The sequence below is a fragment of the Brevibacterium mcbrellneri ATCC 49030 genome (assembly GCF_000178455.1).
GTDB lineage: Bacteria > Actinomycetota > Actinomycetes > Actinomycetales > Brevibacteriaceae > Brevibacterium > Brevibacterium mcbrellneri.
In genome coordinates this window covers 1-25,626 of the sequence record NZ_ADNU01000075.1, presented here as the reverse complement: position 1 = coordinate 25,626, position 25,626 = coordinate 1, and the positions used below count along the sequence as shown (strand labels likewise).

Below are 25,626 nucleotides of genomic sequence, written 5' to 3'. Positions count from 1 at the left end.
CAAGATCCAGCGCGTGCTGAAGAACGGTGAGCGGGTCCAGGTCTCCTGCAAGGCGCTCGGCACGGCGGTCACCAGCAACTTCGGCACCCACGCCACCTGGTACAAGCTGGTCACGGGCGGCTACGTGACCAAGGCGATGATTAAGCCGGGATCGGTCAACGGCTCCCGCCTGGCGATCCAATGTCGGTCGGCATGTACTGGTGCAAGAAGTCACGCGTCTGGATGCTGACGATCCAGATCAAGCGAAACACGAGCACGATCCTCTCCTCATCACCGGCGACAAGGCAACAAGAGGACCACTTAAGCCGAAGCCATCAGGTCAACCACCGCATCCAACGGTGGGCCACGCAGGTGGAGGCCGCCTACTACTCATCGACGGTACTCCCATCAGGGCGACGATGGAAGGTTCCGAATCGCTTCGATGTCAGTGCTACATGCGATCCTTAGACAAGACGACCATCGGGAACAGGAAGTGGTGCGAGCATGGCGAACGGGTTCAAGATCAACAAGCAGGCTATACGGAAGATGTCGCGCGAGATCAAGCGTGAGTTCGCCAAGAACCCCGTCCGGGTGCCGCTGGAGGCTGACGACAGTACCCTCTCGCTTCCGGCTGCCACGACCGTCAGCAACTACCACGGGCCGGTCGTCACCGTGAACGGCGACCATGCCCAGCTCGCATGGGACAACCAGAGCGTCACGCAGGTTCAAACGCACATTGAACAGGTCGCCCCTGGCTACGAGCAACTTGCGCAACTGCTCACCGACATCCTGGCGAACCTGTCGACCTTTCAGCTTGACGAGACCGACGGGTAAGAGCTTCGCGAGAACGCCAATCTCGTTCTCCAGGAAGTGGTCAAGTCCGAGCCCGATCAGGGCATCGTGCGTCGGGGAGTTACTCTCATCAAGGGACTTCTTGCCCCGATCAGCGCAGGTCTCGGAAAGGCGGCGACCGAGGAGACCGCCGACGCCGCACGACAGGTGATCGATGCGCTCGGGGCCTCGTTGCCGTTCTGACCGCCCGCATGCCTATGTCCTGTGACCGCACATCTGGTCACAACCACAGCCCGATGCGGCTCTCGGTAGACCTCTCGCGCACGGCCGCGTGTCGGCTCACGAAGTACATGTGCGGTCCAGCATGATGAGTTCAATGAGCATCTACAGATAGGTGACCGTGTCACCGATAGGAAGCACCCGATGACGACACCAGACCTGGCGCAGCGCGCTGAAGCATGCCTGCGTTGGAAGCTCCGTAGATCATCTGGCCAACCGCCATCCCACGGTGACATGACCGTTTCCGAAGTGTGCGCTGGTGCGACCGCAGGGTGGCTGCAGTGAGAACCAGCGACGTGTGGGCGACTACGGAGTTCATCGGGAGGAACACGGTCCGTCAATTGCTGGTCCCGGCCCATGATGGACTCGAAATCTTGGACGGGCCTGCTCCGCACATTCGAAGCAGGTACGGACAGTGGCCGACCGCATCAGGACCAGACGAATCGCGCGGAGAAGGCCTAGCCGCTGTCCTTCCCGAGAACGACGCATCGAGTGACGAGATCACCTGGGTCGGATCGAGGCGACCTGTACCCGCGGATGCCGTGCGAGACTCCTTCGACGGAGCGATCGGGTTCACGTCCCACAGCCGTGCACACAGCTTGCGTCGCCCGCAGATCGGTGCGCTGCATTCCATCGTCGGTTACCAGTCGTCGGGCCTCACAGAGCCAGGAGTCGTGGTGATGCCGACGGGGACGGGCAAGACCGAGACCATGTTGGCGTGGATGATCGCGCAGCGTCCGGAACGCGTCCTCGTCCTGGTGCCTTCCTCGGCTCTGAGAGAGCAGATTGCCTCAAAGTTTGAGACGCTCGGCATCCTCCAGCGAGAGGGCATCGTCGAGCCGGACGCGATGAGACCGCGGGTCGGGCGAGTCGCCGGACGATTCGACAGCGAAGAGGACGCGGCGGCTTTCGTTGCTGCCTGCAACGTCGTGGTGGCGACTCCCAACGCGATCCATGCATCGGAGGCTGCTGTGCAGCGAGCGTTCTTCTCTGGGTTCACACACCTCCTAGTCGATGAGGCGCATCATGCGCCAGCACGAACATGGGCGGAGATCATCCGTGCCTTCGGTGAGCGTCCCATCTTGCTGTTCACCGCGACGCCTTACCGGCGTGACGGACTGACGTTGCCGGGACGAGTGATCTTTCGTTTCCCGCTCCGGGAGGCACAGAGAGAGGGCTACTTCAGCACGATTGACTTCACGGCCGTCCTCGATCTGGATGACGATGACGAAGCGCTCGCCAGGGCCGCGCTGTCCCGGCTTCGTAGCGATCTGGACGCCGGGCACGAACACCTACTCCTGGCGCGGGTCGGGACGAAGCCTCGAGCCGATGAGATCCACGCGCTGTACTCACGGCTTGCTCCCGAGTTCGCTCCGAAGGTGATCCACGACTCGCTACGGGCGAGCGAACGTGACGCGGCGATTCGAGCCATGCGAGAGCGGTCCAGTCGCGTGATTGTCTGCGTCGACATGTTGGGCGAAGGCTTCGACCTCCCCACGCTCAAGGTCGGAGCGTTCCATGACACGCATCGGTCTCTGAGCCCGATGGTTCAGCTCATAGGCCGCCTCGCCCGTACATCATCTCCGGTCCCGATCGGAACCGCGAGCGTCTTCATCCGCCAGGGCCCGAAGCAGGCGCTCTCGCCGTTGCGTTTTCTTCTGCGCGAGGATCCCGACTGGGACAAGGTCCTCAGCGACATTACAGAACGTGCGACCGAGCGAGCTGACGAGATCAGCGAGTTCGAGTCCTCGTTCGCCGACAACCCGCCTGACGTGCCTGTTGGCCTGCTGGAACCGAAGATGAGCGCTCGCGCCTTCGCGACGACGACCGTGGACTGGGACCCGCTGGCGGCCCGTGCCGTGTACGGCGACAGGATCTTGGACGGCCTGATTAGCGTCAACCGTGATGACACCATCGCCTGGTTCGTGATCGAGACGGTCTCCGATCTCCGCTGGGGCGACATCCCATCCCTGCGAGCCACTGACTACACGCTCGTCGTGCTCTTCCTCGATCGGACGCAAGGCCTCCTCTACGTCCACTGCTCGGACACCAAACGCAGCCTGGACGATCTCGTCGAGGCAGTGATCGGGCATGAACCAGCGCCGGTCAACGGTTACGACACCTTCAAGGTCTTTGCAAAGCTCGACCGCCTCATCCCGACGAACATCGGGCTCCTCGATGCTCGGGATCGAGACAAGCGCTTCTCCATGCATGTGGGAAGCGATGTCGAGACAGCACTGACGGAAGCTGAACGTACCCACAAGGCCAACACACACGTCGCAGCCAAGGCATTCCAAGAGGGAGAGCGCGTCACGATCGCAGCGGCGCTGTCCGGGAGATTCTGGTCGATGCGAACGGCGTCGAACCTTGCGGAGTGGCGACGGTGGTGTCGCGATCAGGGAGCGAAGCTGCGGGACAAGTCCGTTGATGTCCGCTCGCTGTTCCGCGACATGATCATCCCTGTCGACGTCAAGGAGCGGCCTCCGTACCCGTTCCTCGCGGTCGAGTGGCCATGGGAGCTCTACGTCGGCGCTGGAACGTCCTCACGCGTTGTCTTCAACGCGAACGGCGTTCCGCTGACTGATGCCGGATTGAGGATTGACGATTACGGAGTCGACGGCCCACTCCGTTTCTCAGTCGTCACACCTACGTGGGAGCTTCCGTACGAGGGGCGGTTCGGTTCGACCGGTGTTCACTACCGTGCACTGGGTGACGATGCCACGGTCGAGGGAGGGCGCGGATCGACAGCGCCTCTGTCGACCTGGCTGAACAACCACAAGCCCACGCTCCTTCTCGCCGGCGACCGGCTGATCACCGGCGATGACCGGCTGCTCGCGCCGCGAACCGAGCTTCCGCCATACCCCCGCGACAACCTGCGTTCTCTCGACTGGGGCGCCGGAGGCGTGAACATCGCGGTCGAATCGCAGGGCCCCGATCGCAGAGCCGACTCGATTCAGGCTTTCATGGCGCGCTACCTCGGTGACAACCAGACCTTTGATGTTCTCATCGACGATGACAGATCGGGTGAGGCGGCCGACCTCGTCGGCATCCGAGTCGATGGAGGAGATCTGCACGTCACGCTCGTGCACTGCAAGTACTCCTCGAAACCAGATGCAGGATCCCGCCTAAAGGATCTCTACGAAGTCTGCGGCCAAGCGATGCGTGGCGCGCGATGGCGAGACAACGCAGCGTTGCCACTCCTCGAACACCTCGATCGCCGGGCCGTCGGATACACGCGCCGCTTTGGAGGAACGGCGTTCGAAATCGGGGATCGTGAGATGCTCTTCCGGATCAGGCAGCAGGCGTCGCTGCTGTTCCCGCGGTTCACGACAATCATTGCCCAGCCAGGCCTGAGCATAGGGTCAGCGAGTGATGAGCAACTACGGCTCATCGCTGGTGCCGCTTCATATGTGCAGACCGTGACCAAAGGTGGGTTTGAGGTCTACGGATCGGACTGAGTGGCAATAGCCGTACGGATCTTCGACGAAACAAACATCGACGCCCACGTCTTCTGTACGGGCTATTGAACGAGTGCGTTGGACAGGTCTCGGAAGTAGTTGTGGCGCGCCCAAAAGGAACGATCACCAATGACGTAGAGACGGCGTTTGGCGCGGCTGGCGGCAACGTTGACAAGGTTCGGGGTGCGTGCCCAGTTGGCGGGTGCTCCCGGTTTGTTGGGGTCACCACCAAGGACGAGGATCACGACGTCGGCCTCGCGTCCTTGCGCTGTGTGAATGGTTCCGGCTTGGAGGCCCTGATACTTCGGAATGAGGCTGCGGAGGCGATCTGCGACGGCTCGGAACGGGGAGATGGCGATGACCTCCGACGGCGGGACGTCGTGGTCGTTCAAGTAGGCGAGGGCCTTCTCGAACCGCTCGATCTGGTTTGGTTGGAGATGGCTGCCTGGGCTGTTGGCCGGCTCGTCGGCCCAGAAGCTGGGGGCGATGAGCGGTCCGGTTGGGCTGTCGAAACGCTCGTCGGGGTCTTTGAGATCACGGTGGACGCCGTTGACCATGAGGTTGTTGTAAGCGATCTGGTTGCACAGGGTGAACATCGGGTTGTCGCAGCGTCGGTGCACCAGGAGTGGCGCGCTGACCCAGACTTTGTCCTCGCCCTGATCGAGCTGGGTCCCGAACGGCGTGACGCGGTCGGCCAGGGTCTGGACGGAGGCGCGTGGCGGGATCCAGGTTGTGCCGAGGTCGTAGTTGCTGGCGATGTTGCGTTGTGCCTTTTCAGGGAGCGTGACGACGGGCTCGAGTTGGAGTGGGTCGCCCACGGCGAGGATACGTTGCGCGCGCCAGATCGCGCCGACGGCGCACTGGGGTGAGGCTTGCCCGGCTTCATCGATGAGGAGCCAGCCGATCGCCTCGGAGCCGATGCCGCTGAACATCCGGCTGGCGGAGGCGAAGGTCGTGGAGATCAACGGGACGACGAGGAAGAACAGTTGCCAGGCAGCCCGAATCTTCTCGGGCTCGAGATCGCGTGGGTAGTTCCCGGCGACGACCTCACCGGCTGCGCGTAGCCCGTAGAGCATGTCGCGTGCGGTGTTAGCGAGGAAGTCTTGGTGTAGGTGTAGTGCTGCGACGAACAGGTCCGAGCGCGCGGTGTCGAGCTCCTTGTCGAGCCACGGTGCGTGTAACTCTCGCTGGTCGCCCAGCCATGCCGGGCCGGGATAAGCCGCACCGAACCGTTCTTTGTCCTGCGCACACTGATCCTGAAGTCTGGCCCGTTGATCTCGGAGGCCGTTCAGGTCGTGTTGAGCTGACAACAGCCGTGCTTGGGCTTGCCGCACGGAGTCGTGGAGCCGTTGCCCACGGTCGCATACCTCTCGGTAGTGGTGCTCGGCGCTGTCCAGTGCTCGCGCGAGGTCGGTGAGGCGGGTGCGCCATGCACGGACGGCTCGCCCGAAGGAGAAGATTGCCTCCAACACGCCGGGTTTAGTCGCGAGGTGCCGGTCGTGGCTGGCGGCAGCTTGCGTGCGGGCTGCGTCTGCCTGCTGCTGAACCGGCTGATGCTGGGACAGGTCGTGTTGGGCCCGGTTCAGACCTCGGAGTTCCCGTTTGATCGCTGCTTCCAGACCGCGTTCGCGTTCGGCCAGTTCTGGGACTCGCCGGAGCCGGTCTTGGGCCTGAGCGCGTTGCTGGATGAGTGCGTCGACGCGCTGTTCGGCAGCGTGGAACGCCTCGCGTGCTTGTGCCCAGGGGGTGTAGGGGACCTCGCCGTCGCGCCACTGCGTCAGTCGTGTCTGTATCCTCGGGACGCCGTTCTCGACAGGCTGCTTGGTCTTGGGGTCCTTTTCGTCGAACCAGAACGCTGAGTGGAAGTCCGAACGGTTCTTCTTTCTGCCGAGTCGGGCGGCGACGAGGCCCCAGGCTGTTGGCGGTGTCGTGTTGCTGGTGGAGTTGTTGGCGGCCACGTCTTGGAGGATCTTGGTCGCGATATCACCGAAGTAGTCGATGTGGCCACGCCACGGCGCCTCGATTGCATTCTCGTCGGGGATCTCGGTGGTGACGTTCTCGACAGCCGCGTTGTTCGCGGAGGCGACGACCATCTCGAACCCTGTCAGCTCGGGTTTGAGCTGGCGAACGATCCGGTCGTGGCCTTCGCCATCGGACCATCGATGGGTGATCTCCGTGAAGGCATGCGATGGCTGAGACAGCGCCGCGAGTCGTCGGGCTCGCTCGACGACGTTCCCGGCGAGGATGTCGCGCAGCATGGTCGTCTTGCCGGTGCCTGGCGGACCGTTGACGCCCATGAGACCACTGCTGGGCCCGAGGTCGTTCAGCGCTCGGTTGACGGCGAACTGCTGGCTCAGGGCCAGTGAGTGCTCCGGGTTGGCCGGCCATCGACCCTTGGGGAGGTGCTCGATTCCGGTCCCCGCGTCGACCGCGTCCGGGCGTGTGACGACATCGATCCGGTCGAACACAGGCAGTGTCTGGTCGCTGGTGAGATATGCGGCGAGGCCGGCGCCGAGATCTCCGCGTGCAACATGGTCGCGTACGACCGCGAGGTCGTCGAGGTAGAAGCTGTTCAAGAAGTCGGTGTCCGTGCCGTCCTCGGCTCGTCGTGCCGACACTGCCACGCTGTCGATGACCACGCGATCGGCCGCGAGGTCATCGAAGCCGTCGACTCCGGCAGCGACATAGGAGAGCTTCAGTAACTTGTTCAGCGAGTCCGAGTCGTAAGGCGGGGGCTGCTCTCGGCCATCGGCATCACGGCGGGCGCCTTCAAAGGCGTCAATCGAGTCGACGAACTCTTGCGCGGCTGCGTCGAACCCGTCCATCCAGTACGGATTGCTCGGGCCCGGATCTCGCGTACGACCGGCAGCCCAGAGCGCAGATGACAGCACCGCCGAATCGGTGACGAGACGACCGTCGTGATCGATCAGGATCCCGGCACAGGCACCCTCGCCATCAGGCCGCCTGTTGTAGGCATCAGGATCCTCGCCGAACACACGACCCAACGCATCGTACGTCGCCTCAAGCTTGTAGACGCCCAGATATACCGTGTGACGCCAGACCCTTCGCGTCCCGTTGAACGGCTCGGGCGGAGCCAGCATCTCCCAGGGAAGAGGATCTCCGGCCTGCCACGCGATCACCTGACGATCCGACGGGCGGGTTGCTTGACGCGTCAAAGCCGGTACCTGCTGTGGGCTGAACAATTCCAACATCCACCAGAACGACAGAATCCGCAGTCGCTCATCTTTGACCCTATCCAGTTCCATGGACCCATCTTGCCATGTCGGACAGCAACAGTTGCCTGGCGGCCAATCTCGGCGATCGACGTGCTTCGCTATTTTCCACATCCGTGCGCATCACGCAGCACTATGTCGGCAAATCGGAGATGGTTGTGGACTGTGCTGGGTGAGAATCCGAGGTGCTTGTCCACGCGTTCGAGCGACTCACCACTGGCATAGCGATGAGCCATCTCCCGCACCTCATCCGGCGGCGCTGTAGCACGCCGCATCCGTACACCCCGGTCCCGCAGCAGCAAGGCCAGTCGTCCCCAACCGATCCCGAGCTCGTTGGCAAGGTCTCGCAACGTGGCGCCAGCCTCGTACTGTCTCTGTGCCACGTCGAGCAGGTCCTTGACGGCGCGAGGGAGCCTGCGCGGGAGTGACTCCTCGTGGCCGGCCTTGAGCACGCGGATGCGAATCGACTGGTGCATCGAACCGATCCGAACCAACGGCGGGCGAGTTTCGACAAGCCTTCCGCAAGGTCCATTCGAGAAGCTAGTGAGACAGCACTCGTAGAACAAAAGCCCTGGTGGGACAACCCACCAGGACTTTTGCGTTGCCAGGTTCGAGGACTGACGGGTTAGCCCCCTGCTTTGGGGTCACAGAACAGTGATCACCAAGGCTATTGTTGCCAGAACAAGCAGAGCGACCACGCCCATGAGCGCAATACCTCCGGGGTGACCAATGTTGACAGTGAGCCCGACGCCGTTGCGCTTCTCTACCCACACTCGCGGATCTTCGCGGTTTTCATAGAAAATGCCCCACCTCCACAGATGGTCATCATCGGGTGATTGCGGACCGGAGCCTGCCGGAGTAGATTTCAATGCGCGGCTTTGACGGACACTATCGATGACGAGCCAAATGACCGGAAGCGAGCTGGCCGTCATCATCCCCCAAACAGTCCAAGAGACACCGGCAGGCGTGAGCTGAACGACCGGTGCGACCGCCAAGATGCTCATTAAGATCGCCGAGACGAATGTGAGTACGGCCAGCACCCGCTGTAAGGTCTTCCCTCTCTCTTCCTGAAACTTTCGGGAAACCTTGGGTCGTCCGTCTGGAAATCGAGTGTGCTGAAGTCGGCTCAGAACGACACACAGAACAACAAGTAAAAGAGTGCTCCCACATGAGATCAACGGCAGGAGTAGCGCACTACCCCAGCTCTAGGGCTTCCAACTGGTCACATTTCCTTCAGCATCGTAGTGCGTGGGCATGGGATCTGGCAGCGAGTGATAGTTGATGGCCACCATGATTGGCTTTCGGCACACGGCGAACGCAACCACGGTCCAGCCGACATAGCCCAGCAAAATCAACACACTCACTTCTGGGATGCTGACGGCCGACACCATTACCGCCACGGCCACGACCCCGCCCACTAGAATCCAGATCCTGTAACGGCGGATCGCGCTACGTACGGCAGGGTCACCGACGCGATCGCTGGGAACACTCACCCCCAAGGGTAGCGTGGGGCGGGACATCTCCGGTACTGCGACTGTCACAGCCATTGTGAGCCCCAACGCTGCGAGCATCACGATCATCATCCAGGTATTCACTGATCCTCCTCCGGTGGGTCCAGCGACCGCATGACGTGGCCACACATGTCCTGGAGGGCTGTAGGGGAAAGGCCCCGGGCTCGACCTTCCGCCAGCAACGTGGTGAGTCGTGATTCGAAACCTGCGAGGTAGTCCGGGGGAGCGACCGCAGTATCGCGATCAGTAGCAACGAAGCTGCCCGACTTCGCGTTCGTCGCCACTAACCCTTCGGACCGTAGCTGGTCATAAGCTTTGGATACGGTGGCCGGATTGATGGCGAAAGCGCCCGCCAGCTGACGGACCGAGGCTAGAGCATCACCTCGGTGTAACTCGCCACGGCCTATAGCTTCTACGACCCGATCCCGAATTTGCTGATACAGCGGAACCGTTGAAAGCGGATCCAACATGATATCCGTCCGGTTTTCTCACCTTCTTTGCATTATCTGTCTTGTACATACAAGTACAGATGGCATAAAGCAATCAGGTAGGTGTTCTCCAACCATGTTGTAGTTGTCGCGGTCGGATTCTTCGGACGCGCTCGGCCCGCTGACCATCGTTGCGCCTATAACCGCTCCCTTTGGGTCATTAATGAGGCCGCCCACTCCTTAACAGAGCAGACGGCCTCGTAGCTAGAACTCGCTAATAAATCTTGTTCGTGAAACCGGGTTAGTGCTGGAGAGACAGTAAAAACTGTGCTCGAAAAACCAGCTCTATCCTCCGAGCACTGTTACCTACGAGTCTTGCGAGTCATAGCAATTGTGATTGCACCCATGCTGATGAGCACGAGAGCTACTGCGGCGCTTTGAACGATGTTGGCACCTGTGCGCGGCATGTCACCGCTGTCCTTTTCAGCGTGAGCAGGAGCGTCAGAGGACTGATCATCGGAGGGTTCGTCACCAGGTGTTTCCGACGGTCTGACGTCCGAACCGTCTTTGTCGTCATCCCGGGAATCCCCATTATCGGTGGGGCGGGGTTGCGTTTCCGCGCCACAGTCGATTTCCGTTTTGAGCTGGTCAGGTGAGACCGAGGTGCCAAAGTCGGTAGCCACGGCGACAGAGAAATCTTGCCGACCTGTGCGAGTGCCACAGACCTCTTCCTTCTTGAACGACACCTGAGCTTGTCCGGCGCCGTCAGTGGTGATGATCGAGTCCGTTGTGTTGGCCTTCGGTTCGACAAGCGAGTTATTCACGTCCGCTGTGCGCTCCACGTCACCGATGGTAACCGTGACCTTTTTAGTCACGCCCGGACCTTCTGAGAAGGAAAGTCCGCGCATGTCGACTGGAATGTCACCCTGTTTATTAGGAGCACCGACAGTGACTCCCACAGAGGACTTCTGGGCTCGCGGTTCGCGCACTTTTTCACCCAGATACTTGGCTAGCTGGTCACGGTCCAGGTTACCCATGTTCACAAGGTTCTTGCCTGCGGTGAGAGCGTCAAACGAGTCTCCACCTTCAAGCAGGAACGTGACAGAGCCGATCGTGTACTTGCGTTTAAGGTCCAATGGCTCGTCATTGACGTAAACGGAGGTAATCCGCTCACCGTACTTGGCACTTGGGTCGTAGGTGTATCGCACATTGGAAGAGAGACCCAGCTTGAGAAGTGGTCGCGAGTTCTGCGAATTGAGATCCGTTTTCCATTGCTGCTCGAGTGCCTTCTTGAAGTCGGCGCCGCTCACAGTGACGTACCCTAATTCGTTGCCAAATGGAGCCACATCGAATACCTGACGGTAGCTGATCGAGCCGTCTTTGCGCGGACGCAGGTCTTCTCGCAAACCACCAGCATTGATAATCCCAATGTCGACCTTGGAGCCGTCCTTGGTGAGTACGGTGTCTTTCATCGAGTCGGCGACCATGTCACCCAGGGTGGATTCGATTCCTCGGTTTGAACCCGGGACGGGGTTTTCTTTGTCGTTCGCGGCGAAAACTCCACGCGCAAAGCCTTGCTTGTACCCTTGGGCAACGGGCTTTTCGCCTTCTTTGTCTGCCTTCTTCTTAGCGGTCGCAACCATTTGCGCGACGCTTGCGTCTTCGCCACACTCGGCTACCTTCGCAGCAGGAATCAGTTCGACATCAGACGACAGGACCTTCTTGGTTTTGGTATCAAACTGAACAGATACTTTGGACAGATTGTCCATGTATGAACCGGAGGCCGTGGCTACCAGGGTATTGCCCTGTGAACCCTTGACGTTCTCAAACTTGTACGGCACGTGCGTGTCACCGCCCATGAGGGCATCGACGTACTTGCCCATCTTAGGGTAGGTGTTTGCCGCATCGTCATCGATCATGGCGACAACGACATCCGCTTTTCCAGATTCCTTCAGTTTCTGCGCCTGCTTGTTTGTCACTTCTGCTGGGTCTGCGAACTTCATGCCAGCGGTTGTGCCCGGGGACAGCTTGTATGGCACGTCTTGTGCGATTCCACCAATGAAAGCAACGCGGACGCCAGCAGCGGTGGTAACGATTTTGTGGTCACCGAGCACGTCATCAAGCGATCCGCTGACGTTGGCTGCTAGATAGGGAAACCCAAACTTGCTGTAGGACACACCATTGAGGGTTGCGCCCTTCGTTCGCGCGCGGAATACGTCCTGGCCGTCGTCCAGTTCGTGGTTTCCAATTGTCGACGCGGCAGGGTTGAGGGCGTTGAGCGCGTCGACTGTGGGGTTGTCGTGGAGGATGCCCGAGGTGAAGGTGGAGGCACCGATGTTGTCCCCAAGCAAAGTGAAGGTCGAGTTGGGGTTGGTGGTGCGGGCGCGATCAAGATAGCACTTCATAGACGCTGCGCCAGCTTCGACGATGTTGCCGTCGTCGTCCGTCTTTTGTTCGATATGACCATGTACGTCCGTAAGGTTGTACAGGTCCAGCGATACAACGTTAGCTGAATCGGCGGCTGCTGTAGGTGATGGAACGCTAGCTGCGTGAGCGGCGGTCGGTCCCATGGCCACAGCGAGGGCGGCGATCCCGGCGAGCACAGACCGGTAGACAGGTAATTGCACGAGTACTCCTGGAGTCGAATGCTTTGTGATGGGCACGAGCTGTGGACCGAAGGGGCCAAATACGTCAGGTAATGCCACCGAGATCGATAGCCCGCAAAAAAATAATACGCCACGGCGAACTTCTATGTTGTTTAATAGATGTACAGTAAGTTACTAATTAACAAACTTATGAATGTGGGTGTCCGCGATGTTTCGTCCCACTGTGATACGTCAGTTTCATCAGCGCGCTTTTCGAGACCATTGCGTGTGCATAGCTCGCTCCGTGCGTTCTGACGGTAACCTGGAAGTATGTCTGTCTCTGAGCTGTCCACGAGTGCCCAGAATTACCTAAAGGTAATCTGGGGTCTGACGGAATGGAGTTCGGAACCCGTTACACCCACACGAATCTCCGAACGCATTGGCCTAAAACTTTCATCGGTTTCCGATGCTGTTCGGCGTCTGGCCAGTCAAGGTTTGCTGACCCACGCACCCTACGGATCTGTTGAACTAACGGAGTCTGGTCGCAAGTATGCGCTTGCGATGATCCGTCGGCACCGGCTCATTGAGACTTTCCTTGTTGAAACGCTGGGCTATACCTGGGACCAGGTACACGACGAGGCTGAAAGCCTCGAACACGCCGTTTCGGACTTCCTCATCGACCGCATTGATGTACTTCTCGATCACCCAACCCGAGATCCTCACGGTGACCCGATCCCGTCTAAAGACGGTAAGCTCGATGTCCCTGATGCTCAAACATTGTCCGAGGTCGGCCCGGGGAAAGACGTGGTAGTTGAGCGAATCTCCGACAGTGACCCCACCCTTCTGAAGTATTTCTCCGAGCAGGAAATCTGTGTAGGCGTGCGTCTTGCAGTCGCCGAGGGTGGTCCTTTTTCTGACGCGTTGCTGGTGACTCCTGCACGCCGAGGTGCCAAGACCGTACCGCTGGGTCGCTCGGCTACCGATGTGCTTTACGTATCGCTTGCGGCCAGCTGAGGTTTGGTAGTCGACTGCGTAGCGCGAGCATTTAGCCGACTTCGGCGCCAGTTCGCGATGAGTCCGTGCCGTGGTGCGCATAAATAAGCACATGTGAACACGCAACCCTGGGTGAGGACGATGAGGCCGCCGGGCGAGGCGTCAAACCAGTAACTCAGGTAGATGCCCGCAATTGAACAGCCTGCCGACAGCGTCGGGGCAATGACCAGCATTCTGCTGAACTTTTCGGTCACCAGACGAGCCGTCGCACCGGGGATGATGAGCATTGCTACGACGAGCACGACCCCCACAATCTGGAGGGCAATGACGGTTGTTAGCGCGAGGACGCCGAGCAGGAGAGCTCCTAGGCGTCGGGGAGAGATACCAATGACACGCGCGTGAGTTGGATCGAAGGCGAAGAGAGTGAGATCACGACGTTTGATGACAAGGATGGCTAAAGCAACTGCCGCAAGCACACCAATCTGCACGAGATCACTGGTAGAGATACCCAAGATGTTGCCGAACACAATGTGACCGAGGTTGGTTTGGCTGGGCGTCACTGAAATGAGCACAAGTCCACCTGCGAAAAGCGTCGTGAACACGATGCCTATAGCCGTGTCCTCTTTGATCCGGGTGTTAAACCTGACTGCACCTATGAGACCAACGGTGATAAACGCGAAGACAACTGCTCCCAGGGCGAAAGGAAGACCCAAAATATAGGCAAGAACAACGCCTGGTAGCACCGCGTGCGATACCGCGTCCCCCATGAGCGACCACCCGATGAGCACTAACCAGCATGAAAGGAGCGCACACACCACTGAAGCAATAACAGTAGCCACAAGAGCGCGACTCATGAATTCGTAGGAAAGCGGCACCAACAGCAGATCGTAGATCGTCATGCTACCACCTGACCGTCCCACGAACCCTTGCCCAGGGGATTGAGCCCAAAAGCCTCGGTGAGCCGCTGAGGTGAGAGCACCTCGGCGACAGAACCCGAATACAGAACCGTGCGCTTGAGCAGGATCGCCTCGTCAGCAAGACCAGGTAAGGCGTGGAGGTCGTGTGTGGAGACTAACACCGTTCCGCCTGTGGCTGCGAACTCCCGGAGCAGCCGCACGATTGTTGCTTCAGAGCGCTTGTCGACCCCTGCGAACGGTTCGTCAAGAAGCACAATGTCTGCGCCTTGGGCCAGACCACGAGCCAAGAACGCGCGCTTTCGCTGGCCACCGGAAAGCTGCCCAATTTGCCTCTTGGCGAAAGGTTCGAGGTCAACCCGGTTGAGCGCTTCGGTGACGGCTTCACGGTCAGCTGCTCGCGGCCGGCGTGTGAGTCCGAGGCGACCATAGCGACCCATCATAACGACCTCGGCGACGGAGAGGGGGAAGGACCAATCGACATCTTCGCTCTGAGGAACGTACCCGAGGAGCCCCTTGCGGCGGGCCCGTGCTGGTGTTTGACCATCGAGCAGGATCGTTCCGGAGGTCGGCTGGACCATCCCGGTGAGTGCTTTGAAGAGCGTCGATTTTCCCGAACCGTTCATGCCGATGAGCCCCGTGACTTTGCCGGCAGCGACTGTCATCGACGCGTTTTCAAGAGCACGAACGCTGCCGTAATCGACAGTTAATTGTGAGGTTTCAATTGCGGTGGTCATGAATTCTTCCCCGTAAGCCCAGCGGCAATGGTGCGGACGTCGTGACGCATGAGATCCAGGTAGGTGGGAACAGGGCCGTCAGCCTCGGACAGCGAATCGACGTACAGCGTTCCTCCGAACTTTGCTGGGGTCGCGTCGACAACTTGCTGCATGGGTTTGAGCGAGACGGTCGATTCACAGAACACTGCTGGAACGGAGTTCTTTTTAACGAACTCAACGGCGCTCGCCACCTGTTTTGGAGTTCCCTCTTCTTCCGCGTTGACCGGCCACAAGTACTTTTCGGTCAGACCTGCATCGCGGGCCAGGTAGGAAAACGCTCCCTCGCATGTCACAAGAGCACGCTTCTCTTTGGGAACGTCAGCGAGTTCGTGCGTGAGCTCGTCATGGATTCCCTGCAGGGACTTCTTGTATCCCTTGGCGTTGCTGGCAAAGTCGTCAGCGTGCTCAGGGTCAAGCTCGCTGAAGGCCTTCACCATATTGTCCACATAAAGCTGGACGTTTTTTGGACTCATCCAGGCGTGTGGGTTTGGCTTGCCCGCGTAGGCGTCCTCGCTAATGTTCATCAGTTCCACGCCTTCAGAGACAACTGCGTGGGGCACCTTTGCTTCTTCAACGAACTGTTCGAACCAACGTTCGAGGCCAAGTCCGTTGTCGAGGATGAGGCTGGCCTGTGAAGCCTTCCGCACATCACCGGGTGTCGGTTCGTAGTCGTGGATCTCCGCACCTGCCTTAGTGATCGACTCGACCTGCAGATGGTCACCCGCAATGTTCTGCGCTATGTCCTGTAGCACGGTGAAGGTTGTAAGCACCGTTGGCTTCCCGCCGTTCGATGCTTTCGCTCCATTCTTGGCGTTGCCACAGCCGGTGAGTGTGAGTGCCAGGATGGCGCAGATGGCCACCAGAACTGTTCCGATTTGTTTCCGCATTCCGAACCTTCTTTTCCAAAACTGCGTGAAAGAAACGCAAACAATATGTATGGACGAATCATAATGTTCGTCGAGGCGTAGTTACAACCCTAGTGTATGCGAAGTGACAGTCGGGATAATGAACCTGGTTGATACTGAAACAGCACAGTGATCGACGGCTGGGGTCTACACGAGGCCTTGGATAACACCACGTATCAGCCACCTCGGCCCGCTTGGTGCGGGGTGTGATCGCCGCTGTTTTTGCTACATTCACCGCACTGTTTGCACACGTAGTGGGTGGCGCCCCCATGCCTGGATGGTTGAGTATTGTCGCTCCGCTCAATCTCTCGATCTTCATGTGTACTGTGCTGGCGGGCCGTCACGTTGACCTGTCATGAACGCGAAACCACTCATTGCCTCAGCAAGAGTGCCGAAATCGAGAAGTGGGTTGAGTGCGCACCTAGTTTTGAGAAAACTGTGTCTCTGTTCATACTTGTTTCATGCATGATCAGGATCGCCAGCACCGCTTGGCGGATGCGTTGTTAAGCGGCCCTCGCGGTCGGCGGCTGTTGCTGGAATACGCGCTCGCCTCGGAACGGATCGAGGGCAAGGATGAGCGAGATGATTCACTTAGCTTGGCGGTGTTCATTGCGTCCTATCACCTCGATTTGCGCAGTGGATCGACTTCAGGCGCGCTGATGGGTCCAGGTGCCGCGGAGATAAGAAAAACGGTGGTGACGCCGGAGGAGACTGCCGCACGTTTAGAGGGCGTGGTTTTGGCAGAGGTGACGCCGAGGTCTTTGCTGTCGGGCTTGTCGTCGTCGGTGGAGATGGCGGCATATTGGCAGGAGCCCCAAGGTGACGATGTTCTGGCTGCGACAGACCCCATGCGGGCCGGATTGCGCCGGGTCGCCGAACACCTCGCGGCCTCGACGCACACAGACTGGTGGACCACTCCAGTGGAGGCGTCCTCACAATGCACTGTGCAATGGGACGGTGAATTTCGCAGGGTTCCGGAAGACCCGCTGCGCGTGTTGCGCAAAGCGCGGGCAAAAGATGCAGACGAGGAGAAGTTGGCTGCCCGCGAGCGCCCCACGGATCCAACAGCATCGGGGAGCGGGATTTGGTGGTCTACGCCTCCACGGGAACTCCCGTCGTCGACTCGGGAGATGTTCGACACGAGCCCGGTGGGATTGTGGCTGGTAGAGGACAGTTTGGGGTGGGAGACCGCAGAAACCCTACGGCTGGAAGTTCCTGAGGGACTGCGCGTGTATGAGATCGATTCGGCAGAGGCGTGGGCTGAACTGTGCAGGCGGTTCCCGTTTGAGCAAACAGCACAGAAACGTCATGACTGGTATCTCACTACCGGGCGAAACGGAAAGTGGGTAGTGCCAGACTGGGCGAAGGTCGCTGAGCATTACGACGCGGTCCACCTCCAGGTCGCTGCGTACCTTGCGGCAGCGGGGACGGCGATCCCGGTTGATGCTGACAGAGCGACAGTGATTGCCGGCTGGGGACCAGACGAAACCTATTGGTTCACGCCGCGTGTCAACCACCTCGGCACCCCTACCGCGTGGATCCTTACGGAAGACAGCATCGACTACCTTTGGGAGCGCCGGCCCAACTAGGTTCCGCACCTCGGCACCCCTTGGGGCTGTTCGTGGTGCCCTTCGAGGTTCGGTAGTGGCGGGTCTGGCTGTCCGCCGACCTTAGCGGAGCAGCGGGAGCGTGAGTGGGTAGCGGTACATCTCGTGGCGGGAAGCAGCCATCGCTGCCAGGATTGGGATCACGATGCTGACGATGTAGACGATCGCCCAGATGATGAAAGATACGGGCAACAAAATGACGGTGAAGGCGAGGACAGTGGCGGCCGCTGAGGCGAGCGCCAGGGTCACTGCGAAGTTGAAGGATCCTGCGGCTGCATTGCGCACGAAGTCGCTTTTGTCTTTGTAGATGAACCATACGATGAGCGGTCCCACGAAAGAGAGCATTCCCACGCTCACCACCGAGGAGATGATGAGTGAAAGGTGGGACAGGATCGCCCAGGTACGTTCGGTCGACGGATCGGTGGTCTGATGCGTGCTGTATGTCTCGTTCATGTCTTCTATTCTTCCGTGCTCAGCTAGGCGCGACCATGCGGTTTTCCCCCAAGTTCTAGCGGATGCAACCCAGAAAAGACGTGCCTTCGGTATCTTTGAGCGCCAAACACGCTGGAGGAAAACGACATGCCCACCACTGTGAAGCCCTATTCCGCGCTAATCGTGCTTTCAAAAATCCGTTTGCAACACGCATGCCCATGCAGAAAATAATGTGAAGGTATCCTTATATGAAGAAAGTCTGACGACGCAAGCGCTGAGGGAGGTGCGCCATGGCTGGCAACGGACAACACATTGCGGCGATGGTGCGTAGCCATGCGTCTGGTGATGACGATAGTTTCTATTCGGTCGCGCTCCAAGTGGCTGCTCGAGAAGCCAAAGCTGGTCATCACGTGCTTGCTAACGACATCAAAAAGGCTGTTGACGCCTCTCGCGAACGTGAGCCTGTTGGCAAGATCACACCGCTTGCGCAGCCTCGTGGCGAACTTGCTGAATTGGTCGAGGTGACATACGCCGACGTGCGATTGCGAGAGCTGGTCGCTTCAGCCGAACTTGCCACGCAGATTAAGCAAGTTCTCGCCGAACAACGTCAGCGCAAAAACCTGCTCGAGTACGGTTTCGCCCCGGCGCATCGGTTGCTTTTGGAGGGACCGCCTGGAACCGGGAAGACGATGACCGCTGCCGTACTCGCCACCGAGCTTGCTATCCCAATGTTCACAGTCAGGCTCGATAGCCTAATGAGTAAGTTCATGGGTGAGACAGCCAGTAAACTTCGCCTAATCTTCGACTCTGTTGCCCATCGCCGTGCCGTCTATTTGTTCGATGAAATCGATGCTCTTGGGGCTGACCGTTCCGGGAATGATGTCGGAGAGGCCCGTCGGATTCTGAACTCATTCCTTGTTTTTTTGGAGGAAGCGAGCGCTGAGTCGCTCGTGCTCGCGGCTACGAACCATCGTTCGATCCTCGACAAAGCGCTCTTCCGTCGGTTCGACGCGGTCTTGACTTACTCTTTGCCCGACGCGCGACAGGCGGTAGCCGTCATGCGAGCACGTCTCGGGACGCTTGCTAGCGGGACAAGCATGGCAAAACTGGGCGAATATACGGTCGGACTGAGCCATGCCGAGCTTGTGAAGGCGGCCGAGACTGCAGCAAAGACGATCTTGTTGCGTGGCGATAACAGGGTCCAAAGAGAAGATCTCATTGTCGCACTTACCTCGCGTAGAACGGCAAGCCTTGGCTGAGGCGCACCGCAACCTCGACCACCTGTACATTGAGGGGTACGTAGAAACAGCAGACTTTCACCGTGTGGGTGGGGGACCTGATAAGTCGATCCGCCAAGTCAATCGTCGCGACCATGGGACTCGGCTAAAGAAGGCTGCTGAAAATGTTTTCAGCACCTTCGACCAACAAATGACAGATCTCGAGATGCCCTCCTATGAGGAACTCCGGGCAACCGGCACGATCCTCGTTCTCGAGGGAGAAGGATCTGCGTATCCTTTGAAGGTCGAGTCCCTCAACTCCTACACAGGAGGAAAAGTACGTAAACCGAAGTGGCTTCTTTTGTCGGTGCGTAAAGCTCAGGACGAAAACCCCGAGACGGCAACTGTCTGGATTTCCGACTCCTACCGCTCGCAGTTCCTGAAGCTCTTCGAGGACTACCTCAACGATGAGAAAAACACCAAGAAAGGTCGACCCAAAAACCAGGATCTCGTCGCGAACATTGCACGCATTCGTCAGGCAGTCCTTGACGACCTCTGGACTTCGGAGATGCAGCCGCTGAAAACTGGACTCCACTGGTGGGAACTGTGGCTTGACGACAGTGGCGCACACCTCGCCGACTGGGAGCGCTTCGTCACTACGCACCAGCTTCAGACTCGTCGTAGCGAATTCCGTTTAGGAGACCGCCTTGTTGTCTGGGTAAAAGCATCATGGTCCCAGCTACAGATCCTCCCGTTCACTTCGGTGCCTCTGGCCGAAATCCGGCACCCCCAGTTCATCGACACAGTGGAAGACCTGAGCACTAGTGAGCAGGACGAGTATGTTGAGGATCTAGCCCAACGCATCATTCATGCTTCGGCAGATGTGCCAACCGTATGCCACCTGGACACGGGAGTGCTTCGTACTCACACTCTCCTTGGAGGGTCCTTAGCGCCCAACGATCACCACTCGATCTTCGGTGGATCAGGAACAGACGTTCACCCGAGTGGGCATGGCACCTCGATGGCCGGTCTCGCGTTGTTCGGAAACATCGATTCGTTGCTCACGGCACGGACTAGTGTTGCCCTTCGTCACAGGTTGGAGTCAGTGCGGATGTGGCCGGGACCCGGTGACCAGTTGATCGACCCGATCGACTACGGCACGGCGACTGTCGAAGCGGTCTCGCATCCGGAGGTAGCTCGACCCGATCGACATCGCACATTCTGCTTGACGTTGAGCACCGATCCCGACAAACCGGGCGAACCAACGCTATGGTCCGCGTCAGTCGACGCACTGGCGGCCGGCACGGATATCGTCCGGAGAGGAAACGAACTCCAACTGCTTTCAACGCCAGATCCCGCGTCTGGTCGACTCATCGTTGTCGCGGCAGGAAACGTGCCGGACTACGCCACTGATCATCATACGAACTCCGAAAACTCGCCAATCCAAGACCCGGCTCAGGCTTGGAACGCACTCACAGTCGGTGCGTACACCGAACTTACTGATGCTCCATCGCACCCGCAATACTCAGGTTGGAACGTCTTAGCCGAATCCGGCGACATCTCTCCGCACACGACCACGTCGCTTTACTTCAACATGACGCGCTGGCCGATCAAGCCGGACATCTGCATGGAAGGAGGTAACGTTTTGACAGATGGCGCTAGCACGTTTGAAGATAAATTGCCTTCGCTGTCGTTACGTTCGACTGGGCACAAAAACGATGTTGCACTGACTTCGGCCAATGCCACGAGTGCCGCAACCGCACAAGCCTCGCGATTGGCGGCCATGGTGATGGATCGGTACCCATCGTACTGGCCTGAAACTGTGCGTGGGCTGTTGACACACTCCGCAGAGTGGACCGATTCGATGGTTCAACAACTTGCTAGCGACCAAACCAAAACTGGGCGCCAGATACTCCTCCGCCAGTTCGGCTGGGGCGTGCCATCGGAAAAGGCAGTGTTGAATTCTAGGCGAGACGCGGTCACACTCATCGCTCAAGACAGCTTCGTTCCGTTCAGCGGAGACAAGTACTCGATGCGACATTTTCGCCTGCACGCGCTACCGTGGCCAACCGATGTCCTCCAAAGTATCGGTGCGGCCGAGGTGCGCCTTCGTGTCACCTTGTCCTATTTCATAGAGCCGTCTGCGTCTCGACGAGGTTGGCGCAGCAAGTACCAGTACGCGTCCCATGGTTTGCGGTTCGACCTCCAGGGGCGTTTGGAAAACGAAGCCGAGTTTATTCAACGAATTAATCGGGAAGCGCAGAACGAAGAAGGCGGTCCACGATTGAAGGAATCAGACCGTTGGTTCCTGGGCGAACGAGCGCGACACTTGGGGTCGCTTCACCAAGACGAATGGATTGGCACCGGTGCCGAACTAGCCCACTGCAACAGTGTCGCGATATATCCAGTGGGCGGCTGGTGGAAGAATAACAGTCGCAAAGACCGCCGCGACCTGCCTGTCCGATATGCGCTTCTGCTTTCGCTCCAAACGAAGGAACAAGACGTAGACCTTTACACGCCGATCGCTACTCAACTCGAGATTCCGGTCACGGCTGAGATATCTGCGCCGTAAAGCTACTCGGGGCGCTTAAGAAGCGGTTGCTCCTAGTCTCTGTGTACTTCCATGGGGTCAGTTCGCACCCAGGTGGGTGTTTCTTTGGTCAGCGTTGAGTCGGGGAATCCGGCTTCAGCCTCGTCTGCCCAGCGTTCAACGTCAGCGTCGGTAAATGCGACGCCGTTGACATCAGTGTATTTCGTCTTCGTGCGTTCCTCATTTCTTGCTCGAAGCCCTTTGAGAGGTAGTTCGCGTGAATAACGAACACCCCGCCGGGGACATGGATTACTACCAATTCGACGCTACGGCCAACGTGATCAAAACCGATCACACCCCAGCGTTGCGGTTCCGTGCCAATCATTCTGCTTTTTCGTGCCGCGCATTAAACGCCCACACCAAGCAGAAACATCCGAAAGCGACGATCCCTAACGCCATTACCGTCAGCAAGTACGGTCCGAACGGCTGATCGACCAACGTGCGCAATGCCGGATTCGTGCCACCGGCCGCCTCGGGGTCATGCGTGATCGACGACCACAAAAACAAACCACCCACAAAAATGATCGCGACTCCTTTAGTGATGTAACCAATCTGGCCCAGACGCTTCACCCACTGAGCGACGCCCCCATCCAGGTCATCCTCAAACGACTTCTTCACCCCAGAAACGATCTGACCCACGCCAACCGCGGCAACTACAACACCCACCACGGCGATAATCACGACGCCGCCAGGCATGCCCAACACCTGGCCCACCATGGACTCTTGCTTTTCTTCACTATCTCCGCCAGCACCCGCAACGGCTTGAACGGCACTGGCACACAAGAACGCGTACACGGCACTGCGACCCACTGACGCAATCCTTTTGAACAACCGCTTTGCACCCGAATACTGCTGATTGCCAATCGCTGCTTCAATGAGCTGCCACACCACCAGCGCAGCCAATCCAACCGCACACACAATCAGCACCACGTATCCAAACGGTTGTTGTGCAATTTGCTGAGTCGCCCCGGAGTTAGACGCCTCCTGTCCGCTGGCACCTCCGCCCCACGCGATCTGCACACAGATGAACGCAATGACCAAGTGCACTACGCCGTAGGCAAGTAGACCTACTGTGACAAACCCGCGATACACCGGATTCTGCTGGATCACTTCACCGGCTTTTTCAGCTGTCTCACTATGTGCGTCACCTGCTTTGTGGGCGACGTTTTCCGCTTTGTCTGCAACGTCTTGTGCCTGGTCAGCCACGTCTTTGGACTTGTCTGTGAGGTCGCTCATACCTCAAATTTACCGGAGCGAACGCGGAAAACCACTTGCAATCGAGTTTTGTATCAGTACATACTATGTATTGATACATACAGCTACGGAAGGAAGTGACATGAACACCACGATCTGGATCATCATTTCAGTGGGGGTGCTCTTTGCAACAGCCCCCGTCACTAGCGGTATGCGCAAAGTGAATGAAAAAGAACTCGCCAAATACGCAAACAAACAGAAACTTCCAACCCCTAACCACCTCCGCCCGGCCCTCATCGAACGAATCACACAACGTGAACGTGCGGCCTTGACCTGCGGAATTGCTGGAATCGTCATCAGCTTCGTGATCGGTGCCATTCTGCAGACCGCATTCGGCGGCTGGGACGCCGACATGCCAATCGCTGGCCCCCTCACTCTCATGGGTGTGGCATTCGGTGGAGGACTGGGCGGCCTCGTCGCCACCTACCGAACCAAACCGCTTGCCCCTGAACAACCTCGGGTAGCCCGCCCCATTGAAACAACCCTTGGCGACTACGTCAGCAAAGGTGAGCGGATCGCACTGTGGCTCGCGCCCGTCAGCATCGCCCTGAGCACCGCCGCCATGTGGATCATCGCCGCCCGCACCCCCGGAGTGATTGCGGAATACAGCAACCAGTTCGTGATGCTCACCGTTGTAGCAGGGTTCCTGCTGTTGCTGTGGGGAGCCATGCTGTTCGCATGCACGCACATCCTCAACCGCCCACAGCACGCCGGCGATGACCTGGAACTCGCGTGGGACGACGCCGAACGCACCGTCGCACTACGCGGACTCATCGACAACGCAATCGCCATGGCCATGGTGTCAGCCCTGGTGACACTGGTGGGCGTCGCCAACGTGATCATCAGCCCCCAGGTGCGCGAAGGCGCCCAAGACCTCACCGCTGGACTGGGAGGCCTGGCCTTTATCACTGGCCTGGTCTGCTGGGCGATCGTCCTGATTCCATACCTGACCGGCCGTTTCAACCCCACACCATGGCGCAAACTGTGGGCCGGAAAAGACTTCGGAACCACCTCGGACGCGACCGCCTCGGAGGCAGGGCACACTGACGCAGGCGGCACGGACGCGACCGACACGCACGCCAGCCCGAACACTGCGAACACCTCGGACGAAAACGCCTGACGACGGCCTTGCCAGACCTAACAGACCTCACAGAGACCTGACAGAAAGGACGGATGCCATGTTGCGCATTGACCCCGCAGGTGCGACACCTCCGTACGAGCAGCTTCGTTCGCAGCTCATCCAGCAGATCGAGTCCGGCGAACTCCCGCCCGGTTCCCGCCTCCCAGCCGTGCGACGTTTGGCCAGCGACCTGGGGATCGCACCCAACACGGTCGCTCGCACCTACCGCGAACTCGAAACCCAGGGGTACGTGAAAACCGCGGGTCGGAAGGGAACGATCGTGAGTGAAGACACCTCGGCCGCGCCTGCGCTCACGGCCACCCGCGACTGCGCCCGCCAGCTTGTGGACATGGGTGTTGATGCGGAGTCGGCGGTGCGGATGCTTCGCCGGGCCTTCGCCGAGGTGGCCCAGCGTTAAGCGCCTCCCTTATGTGAGTGCCCCGTAAGTTGGAAGTGCCCCCGAGGTGGATGTTCCGCCTCGGGGGCACTGGGCTCTTTGCGCGGTTGTGTTGGGGGATGTGTGGGTGGGGTTGGGGTGCGGGTTAGCGCGAGCCGGCGTTGGGCGCCTTGCTTGGCCACCAGATCTTGTCGTCCATGAGGGTGAAGATCGACGGTACGATCACCGCGCGCACCACCAGGGTGTCGACGATAACGCCCACCCCCACGATCAGACCCAACTGGCCCAGGGTGACGAGCGGCAGGATTCCCAATGCCGCGAAAACCGCTGCCAGCACCACACCCGCGCTGGTGATCACGCCACCGGTGTGGGTGATTGCTTCGACCATGCCGTTGCGTGTGCCGTGGACCTTCGCTTCAGTTCGAGCTCGGTGGACAAGGAAGATGGTGTAGTCGATCCCTAGCGCAACGAGGAACAGGAACGCAAGCAATGGCACCTGCAGATCAAGGGCTTGTTGGTCCAGGAAAACTCGGCTGAGCCACGCGCCAGCACCAATCGCGGCAACCGTACTTGTGAGGTTGACCAGCAACAGCAGCACCGGCGCCACGATTGAACGCAGCAACACCAGCAACACCACGAAGCACACGCCCAGAATCAGCGGGGCGATCAGGAACAGGTCTTGCTTATTTCCGTCGCGCGCATCTAAGTCCTCAGCGACAGCGCCACCGACGACCGCCTCGGCGTCCGAAACCCCGTGGACAGCCTCACGCAAGTCCCGGATCTGCGCCAAACTTTCCGCGGTACTTGGCGCATATTCGCTGGTCACCATGATTTTGGTGAGCGTGCCGTCGTCAGTTTCGGCAACTGGGTGGGCGCGCACAATGCCTTCAACGTTCTCCGTTTTGTCGACGACGTCTTGGGCCTTGTCGGTGTTGGCGACCACCCAAATGGGCTGGGCTTCGCCCGGTGCGTAGTGCTGGGAAAGGACCTCGAACCCGGTGGCCGATTCGGACTTCACCCGGAACTTCTCAATCTGATCCAGGCCCACCGAGGTGCCCAGCAACCCGGTCGCCATGACACCCAGCAGAGCTAGTCCCGCGAGCAGGCTCGCGGCAGGTTTGCGCACCACGTTGCTGGCCACCCAGCGCCAGAAGTG

22 protein-coding genes are annotated in these 25,626 nt (G+C 59.2%); 10 read left to right on the top strand and 12 right to left on the bottom strand.

The window, feature by feature from the left end:
- The 4 genes from HMPREF0183_RS12915 to HMPREF0183_RS11095 form a co-directional block, all read left to right on the top strand.
- On the top strand, positions 1-229 hold a 229-nt coding region (locus tag HMPREF0183_RS12915; protein ID WP_005886147.1), incomplete at its 5' end, for a hypothetical protein.
- Positions 230-483: 254 nt separating this feature from the next.
- Entirely contained in the window at positions 484-813 is a 330-nt protein-coding gene (locus tag HMPREF0183_RS13095) for a hypothetical protein (RefSeq protein ID WP_005886144.1), read from the top strand.
- A 36-nt stretch (positions 814-849) separates the two neighbouring features.
- Complete coding sequence (locus HMPREF0183_RS13090) at positions 850-1,014, top strand: hypothetical protein (protein WP_005886142.1); 165 nt, start codon at positions 850-852, stop codon at positions 1,012-1,014.
- 287 nt (positions 1,015-1,301) lie between these two features.
- Positions 1,302-4,508 carry a DEAD/DEAH box helicase gene (locus HMPREF0183_RS11095; RefSeq protein WP_342610928.1) on the top strand — a complete coding sequence of 1,069 codons (3,207 nt, stop codon included), beginning with the start codon at positions 1,302-1,304 and terminating at the stop codon, positions 4,506-4,508.
- 62 nt (positions 4,509-4,570) lie between these two features.
- On the opposite strand, the gene HMPREF0183_RS11090 is transcribed toward HMPREF0183_RS11095, so the two are convergent.
- The 6 genes from HMPREF0183_RS11090 to HMPREF0183_RS11065 form a co-directional block, all read right to left on the bottom strand.
- Positions 4,571-7,774, bottom strand: a complete 3,204-nt coding sequence (locus HMPREF0183_RS11090; RefSeq protein ID WP_005886139.1) for a DEAD/DEAH box helicase — start codon at positions 7,772-7,774, stop codon at positions 4,571-4,573.
- A 68-nt stretch (positions 7,775-7,842) separates the two neighbouring features.
- The gene (locus HMPREF0183_RS11085) at positions 7,843-8,217 is read right to left on the bottom strand and encodes a helix-turn-helix domain-containing protein (RefSeq protein WP_005886137.1); all 375 of its coding nucleotides are present in this window, start codon (positions 8,215-8,217) and stop codon (positions 7,843-7,845) included.
- Between the two features lie 168 nt (positions 8,218-8,385).
- Complete coding sequence (locus HMPREF0183_RS11080) at positions 8,386-8,736, bottom strand: DUF5808 domain-containing protein (protein WP_156798269.1); 351 nt, start codon at positions 8,734-8,736, stop codon at positions 8,386-8,388.
- A 210-nt stretch (positions 8,737-8,946) separates the two neighbouring features.
- Positions 8,947-9,336 (bottom strand): DUF1648 domain-containing protein, encoded by a 390-nt coding sequence (locus HMPREF0183_RS11075; protein WP_040349081.1) that lies wholly within the window; start codon positions 9,334-9,336, stop codon positions 8,947-8,949.
- The gene (locus HMPREF0183_RS11070) at positions 9,333-9,722 is read right to left on the bottom strand and encodes a GntR family transcriptional regulator (RefSeq protein WP_005886131.1); all 390 of its coding nucleotides are present in this window, start codon (positions 9,720-9,722) and stop codon (positions 9,333-9,335) included. The genes HMPREF0183_RS11075 and HMPREF0183_RS11070 overlap by 4 nt, the downstream gene beginning before the upstream one ends.
- 320 nt (positions 9,723-10,042) lie before the next feature.
- Positions 10,043-12,307, bottom strand: coding sequence for a bifunctional metallophosphatase/5'-nucleotidase (locus HMPREF0183_RS11065; protein WP_005886129.1), 2,265 nt, complete (start codon positions 12,305-12,307; stop codon positions 10,043-10,045).
- 288 nt (positions 12,308-12,595) lie between these two features.
- On the opposite strand from HMPREF0183_RS11065, the gene HMPREF0183_RS11060 reads away from it, so the two are divergent.
- Entirely contained in the window at positions 12,596-13,279 is a 684-nt protein-coding gene (locus HMPREF0183_RS11060; protein ID WP_005886127.1) for a metal-dependent transcriptional regulator, read from the top strand.
- Here the strand turns inward: HMPREF0183_RS11060 and HMPREF0183_RS11055 are convergent.
- The 3 genes from HMPREF0183_RS11055 to HMPREF0183_RS11045 are packed head-to-tail and all read right to left on the bottom strand — an operon-like array spanning position 13,255 to position 15,835.
- Positions 13,255-14,157 (bottom strand): metal ABC transporter permease, encoded by a 903-nt coding sequence (locus HMPREF0183_RS11055; protein ID WP_005886125.1) that lies wholly within the window; start codon positions 14,155-14,157, stop codon positions 13,255-13,257. The genes HMPREF0183_RS11060 and HMPREF0183_RS11055 overlap by 25 nt on opposite strands.
- Complete coding sequence (locus HMPREF0183_RS11050; RefSeq protein WP_005886122.1) at positions 14,154-14,909, bottom strand: metal ABC transporter ATP-binding protein; 756 nt, start codon at positions 14,907-14,909, stop codon at positions 14,154-14,156. Before HMPREF0183_RS11050 ends, HMPREF0183_RS11055 begins: the two co-directional genes overlap by 4 nt.
- The gene (locus tag HMPREF0183_RS11045; RefSeq protein ID WP_005886120.1) at positions 14,906-15,835 is read right to left on the bottom strand and encodes a metal ABC transporter substrate-binding protein; all 930 of its coding nucleotides are present in this window, start codon (positions 15,833-15,835) and stop codon (positions 14,906-14,908) included. The genes HMPREF0183_RS11050 and HMPREF0183_RS11045 overlap by 4 nt, the downstream gene beginning before the upstream one ends.
- 479 nt (positions 15,836-16,314) lie before the next feature.
- Between HMPREF0183_RS11045 and HMPREF0183_RS11040 the strand changes: the two genes are divergently transcribed.
- Positions 16,315-17,442, top strand: a complete 1,128-nt coding sequence (locus HMPREF0183_RS11040; RefSeq protein ID WP_005886116.1) for a hypothetical protein — start codon at positions 16,315-16,317, stop codon at positions 17,440-17,442.
- A gap of 81 nt (positions 17,443-17,523) precedes the next feature.
- On the opposite strand, the gene HMPREF0183_RS11035 is transcribed toward HMPREF0183_RS11040, so the two are convergent.
- Entirely contained in the window at positions 17,524-17,913 is a 390-nt protein-coding gene (locus HMPREF0183_RS11035) for a DUF4870 domain-containing protein (RefSeq protein WP_005886114.1), read from the bottom strand.
- A gap of 269 nt (positions 17,914-18,182) precedes the next feature.
- Here HMPREF0183_RS11035 and HMPREF0183_RS11030 point away from each other — a divergent pair, with 269 nt between their 5' ends.
- Positions 18,183-19,151 (top strand): AAA family ATPase, encoded by a 969-nt coding sequence (locus tag HMPREF0183_RS11030; protein WP_005886112.1) that lies wholly within the window; start codon positions 18,183-18,185, stop codon positions 19,149-19,151.
- Complete coding sequence (locus HMPREF0183_RS11025; protein WP_245527166.1) at positions 19,111-21,681, top strand: S8 family peptidase; 2,571 nt, start codon at positions 19,111-19,113, stop codon at positions 21,679-21,681. Before HMPREF0183_RS11030 ends, HMPREF0183_RS11025 begins: the two co-directional genes overlap by 41 nt.
- 339 nt (positions 21,682-22,020) lie before the next feature.
- Here the strand turns inward: HMPREF0183_RS11025 and HMPREF0183_RS11020 are convergent, their stop codons facing one another.
- Positions 22,021-22,935: a DUF1206 domain-containing protein gene (locus tag HMPREF0183_RS11020; protein ID WP_005886106.1), complete on the bottom strand. Its 915-nt coding sequence runs from the start codon at positions 22,933-22,935 to the stop codon at positions 22,021-22,023.
- Between the two features lie 100 nt (positions 22,936-23,035).
- Here HMPREF0183_RS11020 and HMPREF0183_RS11015 point away from each other — a divergent pair, with 100 nt between their 5' ends.
- Together HMPREF0183_RS11015 and HMPREF0183_RS11010 are read left to right on the top strand one after the other, a co-directional pair.
- Positions 23,036-24,073 carry a hypothetical protein gene (locus HMPREF0183_RS11015; protein WP_005886101.1) on the top strand — a complete coding sequence of 346 codons (1,038 nt, stop codon included), beginning with the start codon at positions 23,036-23,038 and terminating at the stop codon, positions 24,071-24,073.
- Positions 24,074-24,131: 58 nt separating this feature from the next.
- A complete protein-coding gene (locus HMPREF0183_RS11010) occupies positions 24,132-24,491 on the top strand; it encodes a GntR family transcriptional regulator (protein WP_005886099.1) in 360 nt (119 codons plus the stop codon).
- Between the two features lie 124 nt (positions 24,492-24,615).
- Here HMPREF0183_RS11010 and HMPREF0183_RS11005 read toward each other — a convergent pair.
- Positions 24,616-25,626 (bottom strand): MMPL family transporter (locus HMPREF0183_RS11005; RefSeq protein WP_005886097.1); only part of this gene is annotated, 1,011 nt, incomplete at its 5' end.